Annotated in this window: 11 protein-coding genes; 6 read left to right on the forward strand and 5 right to left on the reverse strand. The window is 60.6% G+C overall.

Annotated features, from left to right (window positions below):
- Window positions 1-93: 93 nt before the first annotated feature.
- The 4 genes from lon to ACFZPT_RS14745 all read left to right on the forward strand — a co-directional run bounded on the left by lon (window position 94) and on the right by ACFZPT_RS14745 (window position 5997).
- Window positions 94-2490 carry an endopeptidase La gene (gene lon, locus ACFZPT_RS14730; RefSeq protein ID WP_034114270.1) on the forward strand — a complete coding sequence of 799 codons (2397 nt, stop codon included), beginning with the start codon at window positions 94-96 and terminating at the stop codon, window positions 2488-2490.
- Between the two features lie 148 nt (window positions 2491-2638).
- On the forward strand, window positions 2639-2911 hold the full coding sequence (locus ACFZPT_RS14735) for an HU family DNA-binding protein (protein WP_003174819.1): 273 nt from the start codon (window positions 2639-2641) through the stop codon (window positions 2909-2911).
- A gap of 230 nt (window positions 2912-3141) precedes the next feature.
- On the forward strand, window positions 3142-5016 hold the full coding sequence (locus tag ACFZPT_RS14740; protein ID WP_034114268.1) for a SurA N-terminal domain-containing protein: 1875 nt from the start codon (window positions 3142-3144) through the stop codon (window positions 5014-5016).
- Window positions 5017-5184: 168 nt separating this feature from the next.
- Window positions 5185-5997: a DUF2242 domain-containing protein gene (locus tag ACFZPT_RS14745; protein ID WP_034098847.1), complete on the forward strand. Its 813-nt coding sequence runs from the start codon at window positions 5185-5187 to the stop codon at window positions 5995-5997.
- A 313-nt stretch (window positions 5998-6310) separates the two neighbouring features.
- Here ACFZPT_RS14745 and ACFZPT_RS14750 read toward each other — a convergent pair whose 3' ends face one another.
- Window positions 6311-7345 carry an AraC family transcriptional regulator gene (locus ACFZPT_RS14750; RefSeq protein WP_034114266.1) on the reverse strand — a complete coding sequence of 345 codons (1035 nt, stop codon included), beginning with the start codon at window positions 7343-7345 and terminating at the stop codon, window positions 6311-6313.
- Window positions 7346-7349: 4 nt separating this feature from the next.
- Window positions 7350-8480 (reverse strand): carbon-nitrogen hydrolase family protein, encoded by a 1131-nt coding sequence (locus ACFZPT_RS14755; protein ID WP_034114264.1) that lies wholly within the window; start codon window positions 8478-8480, stop codon window positions 7350-7352.
- 211 nt (window positions 8481-8691) lie between these two features.
- Between ACFZPT_RS14755 and ACFZPT_RS14760 the strand changes: the two genes are divergently transcribed.
- Together ACFZPT_RS14760 and ACFZPT_RS14765 are read left to right on the forward strand one after the other, a co-directional pair.
- Window positions 8692-10731: an NADPH-dependent 2,4-dienoyl-CoA reductase gene (locus ACFZPT_RS14760; RefSeq protein WP_034114262.1), complete on the forward strand. Its 2040-nt coding sequence runs from the start codon at window positions 8692-8694 to the stop codon at window positions 10729-10731.
- Between the two features lie 57 nt (window positions 10732-10788).
- Window positions 10789-11679 carry a 1-aminocyclopropane-1-carboxylate deaminase/D-cysteine desulfhydrase gene (locus tag ACFZPT_RS14765; protein ID WP_034114261.1) on the forward strand — a complete coding sequence of 297 codons (891 nt, stop codon included), beginning with the start codon at window positions 10789-10791 and terminating at the stop codon, window positions 11677-11679.
- Here ACFZPT_RS14765 and ACFZPT_RS14770 read toward each other — a convergent pair.
- The 3 genes from ACFZPT_RS14770 to ACFZPT_RS14780 all read right to left on the reverse strand — a co-directional run bounded on the left by ACFZPT_RS14770 (window position 11669) and on the right by ACFZPT_RS14780 (window position 14294).
- Window positions 11669-12226: a cytochrome b gene (locus tag ACFZPT_RS14770; protein WP_034098839.1), complete on the reverse strand. Its 558-nt coding sequence runs from the start codon at window positions 12224-12226 to the stop codon at window positions 11669-11671. The genes ACFZPT_RS14765 and ACFZPT_RS14770 overlap by 11 nt on opposite strands.
- Window positions 12227-12339: 113 nt before the next feature.
- A complete protein-coding gene (gene phnX / locus ACFZPT_RS14775) occupies window positions 12340-13167 on the reverse strand; it encodes a phosphonoacetaldehyde hydrolase (protein WP_034114260.1) in 828 nt (275 codons plus the stop codon).
- Window positions 13164-14294 carry a 2-aminoethylphosphonate--pyruvate transaminase gene (locus ACFZPT_RS14780; RefSeq protein ID WP_034114259.1) on the reverse strand — a complete coding sequence of 377 codons (1131 nt, stop codon included), beginning with the start codon at window positions 14292-14294 and terminating at the stop codon, window positions 13164-13166. Before ACFZPT_RS14780 ends, phnX begins: the two co-directional genes overlap by 4 nt.
- Between the last annotated feature and the right edge of the window lie 14 nt (window positions 14295-14308).

Below are 14308 nucleotides of genomic sequence, written 5' to 3' on the forward strand. Positions count from 1 at the left end.
TGCGTTTAACTGCCGGCAATAAGCTTGTTTTTTTTGCATGCAGCCCCCATCTTGGCTTCATGCTTACTTTTGAACTGTCATAGAGGCGAAATCATGAAGACCACCATCGAATTGCCTCTCCTGCCGTTGCGTGATGTTGTCGTCTATCCGCACATGGTTATCCCGCTGTTCGTGGGGCGCGAGAAGTCTATCGAAGCCCTCGAGGCCGCGATGACGGGCGACAAGCAGATCCTGCTGTTGGCCCAGAAAAATCCAGCTGATGATGATCCAGGCGAAGACGCCCTGTACCGGGTCGGCACTGTTGCTACTGTTCTGCAATTGCTCAAACTGCCGGACGGCACCGTCAAGGTGCTGGTGGAAGGCGAGCAACGCGGCGCGGTGGAACGCTTCATGGAGGTGGATGGCCACCTACGTGCCGAGGTGGCGTTGATCGATGAGATCGAGGCCCCGGAGCGCGAGTCTGAAGTGTTCGTACGCAGTCTGCTCTCGCAATTCGAGCAGTATGTACAGTTGGGCAAGAAAGTCCCGGCTGAAGTCCTATCTTCTCTTAATAGCATTGATGAACCCAGCCGCCTGGTCGATACCATGGCTGCCCATATGGCGCTGAAGATCGAGCAGAAGCAGGACATCCTCGAAATCATCGACCTGCCGGCTCGCGTCGAACATGTGCTGGCGTTGTTGGATGCTGAAATCGACCTGCTGCAGGTTGAAAAGCGCATTCGTGGCCGCGTTAAAAAGCAGATGGAGCGCAGCCAGCGTGAGTACTACCTGAATGAGCAGATGAAGGCCATTCAGAAAGAGCTCGGCGACAGCGAGGAAGGCCACAACGAAATCGAAGAGCTGAAAAAGCGCATCGATGCCGCGGGTCTACCTAAAGATGCTTTGACTAAAGCCACCGCCGAGCTGAACAAGCTCAAGCAAATGTCGCCGATGTCGGCCGAAGCCACCGTGGTGCGCTCCTATATCGACTGGCTGGTGCAGGTGCCGTGGAAGGCTCAGACCAAGGTGCGCCTGGACCTGGCCCGCGCCGAAGACATTCTCGACGCCGACCACTACGGCCTTGAAGAGGTTAAGGAGCGCATCCTTGAATACCTCGCCGTACAGAAGCGCGTGAAGAAAATCCGCGGGCCGGTGCTGTGCCTGGTCGGGCCGCCTGGCGTGGGCAAGACCTCTCTGGCCGAATCCATCGCCAATGCCACCAACCGTAAATTCGTCCGCATGGCCCTGGGTGGCGTGCGGGATGAAGCGGAAATTCGTGGCCATCGCCGCACCTATATCGGTTCGATGCCAGGAAGATTGATTCAAAAGATGACCAAAGTCGGCGTGCGCAATCCGCTGTTCCTGCTCGATGAAATCGACAAAATGGGCAGCGACATGCGTGGCGATCCGGCCTCGGCCTTGCTCGAGGTTCTCGATCCTGAGCAAAACCACAATTTCAACGACCATTACCTCGAAGTCGATTACGACTTATCCGACGTCATGTTCCTGTGCACCTCCAACTCCATGAATATTCCGCCAGCGCTGCTGGATCGGATGGAGGTGATTCGTCTGCCGGGTTACACCGAAGACGAGAAGATCAACATCGCGGTCAAGTACCTCGCGCCCAAGCAGACATCGGCCAATGGCCTCAAGAAGGGCGAGATTGAGTTCGAGGTCGAAGCGATTCGCGACATCGTGCGTTACTACACCCGCGAGGCCGGTGTGCGGGGGCTTGAGCGCCAGATCGCGAAGATCTGCCGCAAGGCGGTCAAAGAGCATGCTCTGGAAAAACGCTTCGCGGTGAAGGTCACGTCCGACTCCCTGGAGCACTTCCTGGGCGTGCGCAAATTCCGTTACGGGCTGGCTGAACAGCAGGATCAGGTCGGGCAGGTGACGGGTTTGGCGTGGACTCAGGTGGGTGGTGAGCTGCTGACCATTGAAGCTGCCGTGATCCCTGGCAAGGGCCAGTTGATCAAGACCGGTTCCCTGGGGGATGTGATGGTCGAGTCCATCACCGCCGCGCAGACCGTGGTGCGCAGTCGCGCTCGGAGCCTGGGGATCCCCTTGGACTTCCACGAGAAGCACGACACCCATATCCATATGCCGGAAGGGGCAACCCCGAAGGATGGTCCAAGCGCCGGCGTGGGCATGTGCACCGCGCTGGTGTCGGCATTGACCGGTATTCCGGTACGCGCTGATGTAGCCATGACCGGGGAAATTACTCTGCGTGGTCAAGTATTGGCCATTGGTGGTCTGAAAGAGAAATTGCTTGCCGCGCACCGTGGTGGAATCAAGACCGTGATCATTCCTGAAGAGAATGTTCGCGACTTGAAGGAAATTCCTGACAATATCAAGCAAGATCTTCAGATTAAACCCGTTAAATGGATTGACGAGGTCCTGCAAATTGCGCTGCAATACGCGCCGGAGCCCTTGCCGGATGTGGCCCCGGAGATAGTTGCTAAGGACGAAAAACGAGAGTCTGATTCCAAGGAAAGAATTAGCACGCATTAATGCGAATAAGCCTGGAGGCTTCCTTGACAGCTTTTTAGAGCCCTTGTTATAAAGCGGCTCTTAAGTGTCTGTAGGCCATTCAGCACTGGTTTTTGCTTTCACCAAAAAACTTAGAATCATACTCAATAGATATATAAGGGGACTTAGAGTGAACAAGTCGGAACTGATTGATGCTATCGCTGCATCCGCTGATATCCCGAAAGCTGCTGCTGGCCGTGCGCTGGATGCAGTAATCGAATCCGTCACTGGCGCTCTTAAGGCCGGCGACTCCGTGGTACTGGTAGGCTTCGGTACTTTCTCTGTGACTGACCGCCCAGCTCGCACTGGCCGCAACCCACAGACTGGCAAAGCACTGCAAATCGCTGCTGCCAAGAAACCAGGTTTCAAAGCCGGTAAAGCCCTGAAAGAAGCCGTCAACTAAGTTTCGATCAAGCCTTACCTACCCGGGTCAGACGCAGGTCTGGCCTGGCAGCGGAGCGGCAGCTGACCCACGTATCCATTGGGTCGCCACGCCGGGGGTGTGGGTTCAAACCCCCGTCCGCTCCGCCAGTTACGAGAAGGCGCATCCTCGGATGCGCCTTTCTTCTATCCGGACTCTACCCACGCTCCACGGTTGCCAATTTTTGAAGTTCAACCGTTTCTGGGGGACGCATGCTGCAAAATATCAGGGACAATTCACAAGGCTGGATTGCCAAGACCATTATCGGGATCATCGTCGCATTGATGGCGTTCACCGGTATCGAAGCGATTTTCCAGGCTTCGACCAACACCAAGCAGGACGTGGCCAAGGTCAACGGTGAAACCATCACCCAGACCGAACTGAGCCAGGCCGTCGACATGCAACGGCGCCAGCTGATGCAACAGCTGGGCAAAGATTTCGATGCTTCGCTGCTGGACGAAAAACTGCTGCGCGAGGCGGCCCTCAAGGGCCTTATCGATCGCAAGCTGCTGCTGCAAGGTGCCGCCGATTCCAAGTTTGGCTTCTCTGAAGCCGCACTGGATCAGGTGATCCTGCAGACACCGGAATTCCAGGTGGATGGCAAATTCAGTCCAGAACGATTTGATCAGGTGATTCGTCAGCTGGGCTATACCCGTTTGCAATTCCGTCAGATGCTGACGCAAGAAATGCTTATCGGCCAGGTTCGCGCAGGTATCGCCGGCAGTGGTTTCGTAACCGACGCCGAGGTGCTGGCTTTTGCCCGTCTGGAGAAACAGACCCGCGATTTCGCCACCGTCAACATCAAGGCCAATCCTGCAGCGGTGAAGCTGACCGACGAGGAGGTCAAGGCCTACTACGATCAGCACGCCAAAGAGTTCATGACCCCTGACCAAGTGGTCATCGATTATCTCGAGTTGAAGAAGTCGTCCTTCTTTGATCAGGTCAACGTCAAGGACGATGAGCTGCAGGCGGCTTATCAAAAGGAAATCGCCAACCTCGCTGAACAGCGTCGTGCCGCGCATATCCTGATTGAAGTCAACGACAAGGTCACCGACGCTCAGGCGAAAGCGAAGATCGAAGAAATCCAGGCACGCCTGGCCAAAGGTGAGAAGTTCGAAGCCTTGGCCAAGGAGTTCTCCCAGGACCCTGGTTCGGCCAGCAACGGCGGCGACCTCGGTTTCGCCGGCCCTGGCGTTTACGATCCGGATTTCGAAACCGCCCTGTACGCTTTGAACAAAGACCAGGTCTCGGTACCGGTGCGCACCACCTTTGGCTGGCACTTGATCAAGCTGCTGGGGGTTGAAGCACCTGAAGTGCCGACTTTCGCCAGCTTGAAGGACAAGCTGACCCGCGAGCTGAAGACTCAGCAGGTCGAGCAGCGTTTCGTCGAAGCCACCAAGCAGTTGGAGGATGCGGCATTCGAAGCGTCCGACCTGACTCAGCCGGCGTCTGACCTCAAGCTCACTGTGCACACCTCGGCGCCATTTGGCCGTGACGGCGGTGAAGGGGTCGCGGCTAACAGGGCAGTGGTGACCGCCGCATTCAGCCCGGAAGTGCTGGATGAAGGCGCTAACAGTAGCGCCATCGAGCTGGACCCTGAAACCATCATCGTGCTGCGTGCCAAGGAGCACCGCAAACCAGCGCAATTGCCGCTGGAGAGCGTTGCCACGGCAATCCGTGCACAGATGACCAAGGAGCGCGCCAGCGCGGCGGCCAAGACCCATGCCGACGAGCTGATTGCCAGTCTGCGTGATGGCAAGACCCCGCTGAACCAGCCGATTGACGGTCAGGCGTGGAAAGTTACCGAAGCGGCTACCCGTGGCCAGGAAGGGATTGATCCTGCCGTGCTGCAAGCCTTGTTCCGCATGCCAAAACCTGCGTCCAAGGACAAGCCGACCTTCACCACCGTGACCCTGGCCGATGGTAGCCTGATGATCGTGCGGTTGAACGGTGTCAACGAAGCCGCCGCTCCATCGGACGAAGAAAAGGCGCAGTACCGCCGCTTCCTCGCTTCCCGTGTCGGTCAACAGGACTTCGCGGCTTACCGTAAACAGTTGGAAACCAAGGCTGACATCAAGAAATATTGATGCCGGCTTGAACAAGAAGCCCCCGGCCTGAAAAGTCCGGGGGCTTTTTCGTGGGCGTTCGTTCAGGGGGGCGTAGTCAACCTGTGACGTTTTACCGACAGGAATACGCGCGCCTGCCCCTCGTTCTGTTGCACAATACCGCCCAGATCGTTTTCCTCAGGATTATCAATGTCGACATCATTTCACTTGCGCAGCCTCGGGTTGGCGTTGGTGTTGGCGGGCGCCGCGGGCTGCTCGTCACCCAAGACCGCTATTTATGAACATGAGAACTTCGACGATTCCGGCACCTTTTCCCGGGACTACCCGGTCAGCGATGTGGCGGCGTGCGAAGCCGCACGGCGTGCGTTGCTGAGCCAGGGCTACATCATCACCAGCAGCGACCCAAAACTGGTGGTGGGCAACAAGAGCTTCCAGCAGAGTGGCGAAACCCATTTGCAGATCAGTTTCAACGTGGTGTGTGCCGACGACGGCAAAGGCAAGAAACATTCAACGATGTTTGCCAACGCCTTGCAGGACCGCTACGCGCTGAAGAAGGTCAACAACTCGGCGAGCCTGGGAGTGGGGGTGCTGGGTTCGGTGTCGATGCCGATCGGCTCCACCGATGACTCCATGGTCAAGGTCGCCAGTGAAACGGTGTCCGCGCCCAAGTTCTATGAGCGCTACTTTGCGCTGGTGGACGTGTTCCTGCCCCAGGAAGTGAAGAAGGCCGAGCATATTCCGGAGAAGCCGAAGGCTGAACTGGGGGTGCCGGAGCCTAAAACCGAACCGGCCGCCGAGAAAGTCGAGGCTCCCAAGGATCAGCCTGCTGTGCCTGCCGCCTCGCAACCGCTCGCTCCACCGGCAGAACCCGCGCCGATTGCGCCTCAGGCGGCGCCCGAAGCAGCCCCCGCGCCAGAACCTACGCCTGCTCCCGCGCCGACCAATCCCGACCTGCCCGCGCCGACAGAAGCCATTCCCCCGCTGCCTACGCCTGCACAGTAATCAACACGCTACGGGATCGACGCTGATCCCGTAGCGGCGAGTGCCTCCACTGCCTCCCTGGGCTAAATCACCGACCTGCTGCTACGTTTAATCCTCAAGTGCAGAAACGTCATGGCGCTGACTTTTTTTCGTCATCACGGCACTTTAGGCTGACTATTCGGGTCATTTGCTAAGGCCGCTCTACGCCGGCTTTTCTCATCCAAAACAGGGAGCACACCATGGACGATTATCAAGAAGAGCTGTTGGAGTATCAGGCGTTTGAACTGGACCCTTTGGATCCGGCCGACGATGCCACCGAGCTGTAACACCGACCTCAGGCGGAATGCCGCTGACTGCGGCGAAACTCCCCTGGGGTCTGGTTGTTCCATCGCCTGAACGCGCGTTGAAAGGCCTGGGCTGAGGCAAACCCGAGCAAGTAGGCGATTTCGCCGAAGGCCAGTTCCGTATCGCGGATATAGGTCATGGCCAGGTCGCGGCGGGTGTCATTGAGAATCGCGCGAAACTGGGTGCCTTCTTCCGTCAGTTTGCGTCGCAGGGTCCAGGTCGGCAGCTTCAAGCGTGCCGCCACTTCTTCCAGGTCGGGTTCCCGTCCGCCATTGAGCATCGGCCCGAGCAAACGGGTAATTCGCTCGCTCAGGCTGCGAGTGCGGGTCAACTGCTCCAACTCCCGTTCGCACAATTGCAGCAACAGGTGCCAGGTACTTGGGCAATGTTGCGGGTTGCGCAAGGCCAGGGTGGCTTGGCTCAGACGCAGTTGGTTCAGGTCAGCACCGAAATGCACAGGGCTATCGCCCAGCAGGCTATAGCGTTCGCTGTAGTCGGGGGCTTGAAATTCGATCTCGATCCGCTGGGCCTGCACCGGTTGCTGGGCCAGGCTGGACATTTGATGCAGCCAGCCAGCGATGATCGAGTCGACCACAAAGCGGTTGTAGGCGTTATATGGGCTGATGGAATAGAAGCGCAGCCAAGCGCCTTGGGCGTCCTCGTGAAAGCTCGATTGCCCCCGGTAGTTGGAGCCGTACAGCGGTTCAAAGCGCGTCAGCGTGCGTGCGGCCTCGCGTACGGTGGGCGCTTGCGCGGCGGTGACACCGGCGAGTCCAGCCTGGCTCAGACGGCTGAGCTGGCCCATGCGCAGGCCCAGGGCAGGGTCGCCCGTGAGCTGTATGGCGGCGTGGCCCAGACGCATATAGCGGGGTATAGATAAGCGCGCGCCGGCTTCGGCCAACCGCGCCGGGTCGAGGCCGTATTGCAGCAGCAGGGGTTGCGGGTCCAGGCCATGGCTGTGCACCGCGTCGGCCAAGGTGTGCACGAAGCCCACCGACAAGTCCCCCAGGCGCACTGGTTTCACGGCGTTACAGCCAGATATTCAGCATGCGCGCGCCACGGGCGTCGCCATCGGCGCTGATCTGGCCGTTGCTGCTGAGGAAGCTGTGCCCCGCAGTGCCCAGGTCCCAGAACTGCCCGCGTAGAAACACGCTCATGCCGGCGCTGGCCTGGCTGACGGGTTGCTGGCTGATCAACGTGAGTCGACGCCAAGCCTCGCCCTCACTGAGTTCCTCGGGCTTGAGGCTGACTTCCGGCGGCGTGGAAACGCTCTTGAAGCCGCGCCATGGCCGGTCCCAGGTGTCACGGCCTGTGACCAGCGCCGGTACGGCGATCAGATGGGCACCGTTTTCGTTGAGCTTGCGGTAGTTATCCGGGTACCAGCTGTCGCTGCCCACTAACACGCCCAATCGACCGGCTGGCGTATCCACCACGCTAACCACGTTTTCATCGCCGGGCTGGATAAATTCGCGCTCGTCGTAGATCGGGTAGAGCTGGCGCTGGGGATCGCCGATGGGCAAGCCGTCCGCAGCGAATACCACGCTGGCGTTGTACAGGGCGCCGTGGCCGATCTGCAGTTGCCGTTGGCTGATGCTCGGGTTGGGCAGGGCGATGGAGCCGGCCACCAGGGTCACGCCGAACTCTTTGGCCAGCCCGCCGAACAGTACCTGATAGTCGCGAGCCATGGCGGGCGCTTTCATGCGTAGATAGGCGTCGTCCATGCGGTCGGCGCCGGTGGCGCTGATCCAGGCGCGCACGAACTGCACCGGGTTGCTGATCGACAGCCAGTTCATCGCCTCCTTGAGGTGCAGCGCTTGATAGACCTCGTTCTTTTCGCCGGTGAGCATCAGCCAGGTGCCGATGTGTTCGGGCAGCACCACAATGGTCTTTTCGTTGATCAGGCCTTGGTCGCGGGCGTTTTGCAGATACGCGGCGAGTTTCAGGTGCAGGCGTTCCAGGCTCTGGTAGTCGGCGGGGAACAACTCAGGCTGGATGCCTAGCAGGTTGCCTCGGTCGGCTGGTACGCCTTCGTTGACGGCCAGGGTGATGCGCAGGTCCGACAGGTAATGCGCCACAGGGCGCTCCTGGGTCCAGACCAGATACGCGGTGACGGCGGCAACCAGGGCCAGGGTAACGGTGAACGCTAGAAGTTTACGCATGGGCAACAGACAACAGACCGGGTGCTGGGTTCGGCGTCTAGGGTAGGGCCCATGCCTTGGCTTGCCAAGGGGCGCTGTACATTTGGATCAATAACTTGTCAGTTTCAGTCATTGAGCAGTCGGTAACCGCCTCTTAGTCTGTGGGGCATAAACCGATGGTTGGCCATTCGAGCCGGCCACGTCCCGTGATGACCTGCCGTGGAGCTGTACCATGACCGCCGTTGCTTACCCGCACCTGCTGGCCCCGTTGGACCTGGGCTTTACCACTTTGCGCAACCGTACCCTGATGGGGTCGATGCACACCGGCCTGGAAGAAAAACCCGGCGGTTTCGAGCGCATGGCCGCCTATTTCGCCGAGCGCGCTCGGGGTGGCGTGGGTTTGATGGTCACTGGCGGTATTGGCCCCAACGATGAGGGTGGTGTGTACGCCGGCGCGGCCAAGTTGACCACCGAGGAAGAAGCCCAGAAGCACAAAATCGTGACCCAAGCGGTGCATGCGGCGGGCGGTAAGATCTGCATGCAGATCCTCCACGCCGGGCGGTATGCCTACAGCCCCAAGCAAGTGGCACCGAGCGCGATCCAGGCGCCGATCAACCCGTTCAAGCCCAAGGAGTTGGACGAGGAAGGCATCGAAAAACAGATCCAGGATTTCGTCACTTGCTCGCGGCTGGCTCAGGTCGCCGAGTACGACGGTGTAGAAATCATGGGCTCTGAAGGCTACTTCATTAACCAGTTCCTCGCCGCGCACACCAACCACCGCACCGACCGTTGGGGCGGCAGCTACGAGAACCGCATGCGCCTGGCCGTGGAAATCGTGCGTCGTGTGCGCGAAGCGGTGGGGCCGAATTTCATTATTATCTTCCGCCTGTCGATGCTCGACCTGGTGGAAGGTGGCAGCACCTGGGAAGAAATCGTGCAACTGGCCAAGGCCATCGAGCAGGCCGGTGCGACCATCATCAACACCGGTATCGGCTGGCACGAAGCACGCATCCCGACCATTGCCACTAAAGTGCCGCGTGGCGCGTTCAGCAAAGTCACCGCCAAGTTGCGCGGTGCGGTACAGATCCCGCTGATCACCACCAACCGCATCAATACCCCGGAGATTGCCGAGCGCATCCTCGCCGAAGGCGATGCCGACATGGTGTCGATGGCGCGGCCGTTTCTTGCCGACCCCGAGTTCGTCAACAAGGCGGCCGCCGGGCGTGCCGATGAGATCAACACCTGCATCGGCTGCAACCAGGCGTGCCTGGATCACACCTTCGGCGGCAAGCTGACCACCTGCCTGGTCAACCCCCGTGCGTGCTACGAAACCGAGCTTAACTACCTGCCGGTCAAACAGATCAAGAAAATTGCCGTGGTCGGTGCCGGCCCCGCCGGTCTGGCGGCGGCGACGGTGGCCGCCGAGCGTGGGCACCAAGTGACCCTGTTCGATGCCGCCAGCGAGATCGGCGGTCAGTTCAATATCGCCAAACGCGTACCGGGCAAAGAAGAATTCTTCGAAACCCTGCGCTACTTCAAACGCAAATTGCAGACCACCCATGTCGAGGTGTGCCTCAATACTCGCGTGGACGTGGCGCAACTGGCGGCCGGCGGCTATGACGAAATCATCCTGGCCACCGGCATTGCGCCGCGCACCCCGGCCATCCCAGGGATCGACAACCCCAAGGTGCTGAGCTACCTGGACGTGATCCTCGAACGCCAGCCGGTCGGCCAGCGCGTGGCGGTGATCGGCGCCGGCGGCATTGGCTTCGACGTATCGGAGTTCCTAGTGCATCAGGGCGTGTCCACCAGCCTGGACCGTGAGGCGTTCTGGAAGGAATGGGGCATCGACACCCAACTGCAGGCCCGTGGCGGTGTGGCCGGTATCAAGCCCCAGCCCCATGCGCCGGCGCGAGAAGTGTTCCTGCTGCAACGCAAGGCTTCCAAGGTCGGCGATGGCCTGGGCAAGACCACTGGTTGGATCCACCGCACCGGCTTGAAGAACAAGCAGGTGCAGATGCTTAACAGCGTCGAGTACCTGAAGATCGATGACCAAGGCCTGCATATCCGTATCGGCGCCGAGGGCGAGCCGCAGTTGCTGGCGGTGGACAACATCGTCATCTGCGCCGGTCAGGACCCGCTGCGCGACTTGCAGGACGGCCTGGTCGCCGCCGGGCAGAACGTGCACCTGATCGGCGGCGCAGACGTGGCGGCCGAGCTGGACGCCAAGCGCGCGATCAACCAAGGTTCGCGCCTCGCCGCCGAGCTGTAAGGCCCTGAGCGGGGCGGTGCTAGACTACCGCCCCGTTTGCCAGGCAGATCCACCCCCATGGGCCCCTTCGATTGGCTTCCCATCGCTCCCCTTGAACCATTGCACCTCGATTGGCTGAACGGCATCGAGCTGGCTGTGCTGCGCCTGGACCGTATAGACCCCCTAATCAGCGGCAACAAGTGGTTCAAACTCACCGAGCATTTGAGGCAGGCAGAACAGGCCGGTGCCCGTGGCATCATCAGCCTGGGCGGGGCTTACTCCAACCATTTGCATGCCTTGGCGGCAGCGGGTGAGCGCTTTGGTTTCGCCACTGTCGGCCTGTTGCGCGGCCATCCTCAAGACACCCCCACCGTCCTCGACCTGAAAGCCTTTGGCATGCACCTGCATTGGCTGGGCTACGCCGGCTATCGCGCGCGCCACGGGGCGGACTTCTGGCTGCCGTGGCGTGAGCAATACCCGCAGTTGTATCCGGTGCCCGAAGGCGGCGGCGGGCTTGCCGGTGCGCTGGGTTGCGCGGTGCTGGTGGAACAGGTCCGTGGGCAATTGAGCAAGCTGGGTTGGGACGCTTACGACGCTTGGTGGCTGGCCGCCGGCACGGGGACGACCCTGGCAGGTTTGGCCCTGGCGGAAGCGGGCGCGCACCCGGTGTACGGTGCGATGGCGGTGCCGGATGATCACGGCGTGGCCCAGAATGTGGGGGCGATTGTGGCCGGTGGCTACGAATTGCTGGAGGCCAGCCGCGGTGGGTTCGCCAAGGTCGACGCGGCATTGCTCGACTTTATGCAAACCACCGAACGCGCCACTGGCCTGCCGTTGGAGCCGCTCTATACCGGCAAGGCGCTGTTGGCGTTGAAGCAGCAGATCGAGGCCGGGCGGTTCTCGCCCGGCACGCGTCTGATCTTTGTGCACACCGGTGGCTTGCAGGGCCGTCGCGGGTTCACAGGTTAGCGCGCTTACCCGGCATCATCCGCAGCGCGGTGTTATCGCGAATCACATAGTGGTGCACGATTCCCGCCAGCGCATGCAGGCCGATCAGCCAGTAGCCGATTTTGCCGAACAGCACATGCCAACCTTCGATCTCTTTGGCCAACGCCTTGTTTTCAGCGATCAGCGGTGGCAGCTCAAGACCATAGAACATCACTGAATGCCCTTCGGCGCTGACGATCAGCCAACCGGCAATCGGCATGCCGATCATCAAGGCGTACAGCGCCCAGTGCATCAGTGTGGCCAGCAGGCTCTGCCATGGCGGCGGGGTGGGGATGATCTTTGGCGCGACCCCCAGGCTCCGGGCGAACAGGCGCAGCCACACCAGCACGAACACGGTAAGGCCGAACATAAAGTGCATTTCCACGATCAACGTGCGTGCGCCGCTGCCCTTGGGGAACTGCCCGCGTAGCTCAATGCAGGCGTAAACCACCGCCAGCAGCACCACCATCAACCAGTGCAGCGCAATCGACATGGTGCTGTAGCGCGTATCGGAATTTTTCCACGGCATCGCTGGGATCCTCATTGGTCAGGGCATGCCTTCGTTCTTTTGTGACGAAGTATTTCTACTGTATGCCTGTTTCCAAGGATTTGTCCGCTACGACAGCGTTGTTTTGACCTCAATCAGTGGCTTTGCGGCATTTCACCGCGGGCCAGGCGTTGGTTGATGTCGACGATGACCGCCGGCAGGTCGTTAATAGTGTTGATCAGGTAGTGGGGCCGCGAGCCTTCGAACATCGCTTCGATTCGCCTGCGTTCGCTGGCCAGCGTGGCGGCGTCGAGGGCGCGAAATTGCGCATAGGTCAGCCCCAGCGCATTGCCGGAGCAGGTCAGCGCCACGGTCCACATGCCGGCGCGGCGGCCTTCGAGGATGCCCGGTACGGTGTCGTCGACTTTTACGCACGCTGCCACGTCGTCAATGCCCAGGGCGATCACATTCGCCAGGGCCTGGGCGGGCCATGGACGGCCATTGGGTACTTCGTCAGTGGCGACCACATGGTCGGCGACGTAGCCGTTGCGCGCGGCCAGGGCGACCACTTTGTCCATCACCTGCTTGGGGTAGCCGGAGCAGGAGCCGATCTTGATGTTCTGGGCACGCAGTGTGGCGATGGTGTCGAGCGCGCCGGGGATCAGCGCCGAATGCTCGGCGATCTTCTCGATCTGCAGGGGCATAAAGCGCTTGTAAATGGCCGTCACGTCGTCATCGGTGGGCGTGCGCCCGAATGCTTGGCGGTAGCGCTCGGCCACCTGCGGCTGATTGCACAGGGTGCGGATATGGTCCCACTTGCCCATGCCCATCGGACCACGGGCTTCGTCGATGGACACCTGCACGCCGAACTCGGCGAAGGCCTCGACAAAAATCTGCGTGGGCGCGAAGGAGCCGAAGTCGACCACGGTGCCGGCCCAATCCAGGATCGCGGCCTGGAGTTTGGTGGGGTTTTGATAGTTCATGCGGGTACTCCAGACGCAGAGAGAAGAGGGATGTCCATGGCGCGCAATACCTGGGCGATGGTGGTTACGGCGGCGCGCATGTCGGTAGCGTCGACATGGCCGATGCAGCCGACGCGAAAGGTTTCCACCTGGGTCAATTTGCCGGGGTAGAGGATGAAACCCTTGGCCTTGACCCGTTCGTAGAACTCCTTGAACTGGTAGCGCGAGTGTTGCGGGGCGTGGAAGGTGACGATGATCGGTGCTTGGATCGCCGCCGGTAGAAAGCTGCGCAGGCCCAGTTCGGCCATGCCCTCAAGCAGCGTCTGACAATTGTGCGCGTAGCGCTGATGGCGCGCGGGCAGACCGCCTTCTTCGTGGTATTGCAGCAGCGCTTCGTGCAGGGCCGCCACCACATGGGTGGGCGGGGTGAAGCGCCATTGGCCGGTTTCGGCCATGTAACGGTGCTGCTCGAAAAGGTCCATCGCCAGGGAGTGGCAGTTGCCTTGAGCAGTGGCCAGCGCCTGTTTATCGACAAAGACAAAACCCATGCCCGGCACGCCTTCCAGGCACTTGCCTGAGGCCGCTATCAGCGCGTGGAACGGCACTTCGCGGGCATCGATCGGCAGCGCACCGAAGGAACTCATGGCGTCGACGATCAAGCGCTTGCCGTGGCTTTTTACCACCTGGGCGATGGCCGGCAGCGGGTTGAGAATGCCGGTGCTGGTTTCGCAATGGATCAGCGCGACATGGCTAATCGACGGATCGGCGTGCAGCAGGCGGTCCACATCGGCGGCGGTGGTGGGTTCGTCCTCGGCGGTTGCAAAGGTGCTGAATGCACGGCCGAGCACTTCGCATATCTTCGCCAGGCGTTTGCCGTAGGCGCCGTTGACCAGCACCAGCACCTTGCCATCCCGTGGCACCAAAGTGCCGATTGCTGCCTCGACGGCGAAGGTGCCGCTGCCCTGCAAGGGCACGCAGTGGTGGCTGTCGGCGCCATGAATGATTGCCAGCAACTGCGCGCGGACGCTGGCGGTGAGTTGGTTGAAGCGCTCATCCCAGGAACCCCAGTCCACCAGCATGGCCTGGCGGGTGCGGGCAGACGTGGTCAGGGGGCCTGGGGTCAACAGCATCGGCGCGGTAAGGAGCATCGTGGGTTCTCTTC

Source organism: Pseudomonas sp. MD330_10 (assembly GCF_042610415.1).
GTDB lineage: Bacteria > Pseudomonadota > Gammaproteobacteria > Pseudomonadales > Pseudomonadaceae > Aquipseudomonas > Aquipseudomonas rhodesiae.

What these genes read in the sequence shown, in the direction of transcription:
- lon (WP_034114270.1), top strand. Translation starts at nt 94, where the DNA reads ATGAAGACCACCATCGAATTGCCTCTCCTGCCGTTGCGTGATGTTGTC.
- ACFZPT_RS14740 (WP_034114268.1), top strand. Translation starts at nt 3,142, where the DNA reads ATGCTGCAAAATATCAGGGACAATTCACAAGGCTGGATTGCCAAGACC.
- ACFZPT_RS14745 (WP_034098847.1), top strand. Translation starts at nt 5,185, where the DNA reads ATGTCGACATCATTTCACTTGCGCAGCCTCGGGTTGGCGTTGGTGTTG.
- ACFZPT_RS14755 (WP_034114264.1), bottom strand. Translation starts at nt 8,480, where the DNA reads ATGCGTAAACTTCTAGCGTTCACCGTTACCCTGGCCCTGGTTGCCGCC.
- ACFZPT_RS14760 (WP_034114262.1), top strand. Translation starts at nt 8,692, where the DNA reads ATGACCGCCGTTGCTTACCCGCACCTGCTGGCCCCGTTGGACCTGGGC.
- ACFZPT_RS14765 (WP_034114261.1), top strand. Translation starts at nt 10,789, where the DNA reads ATGGGCCCCTTCGATTGGCTTCCCATCGCTCCCCTTGAACCATTGCAC.
- ACFZPT_RS14770 (WP_034098839.1), bottom strand. Translation starts at nt 12,226, where the DNA reads ATGCCGTGGAAAAATTCCGATACGCGCTACAGCACCATGTCGATTGCG.
- phnX (WP_034114260.1), bottom strand. Translation starts at nt 13,167, where the DNA reads ATGAACTATCAAAACCCCACCAAACTCCAGGCCGCGATCCTGGATTGG.
- ACFZPT_RS14780 (WP_034114259.1), bottom strand. Translation starts at nt 14,294, where the DNA reads ATGCTCCTTACCGCGCCGATGCTGTTGACCCCAGGCCCCCTGACCACG.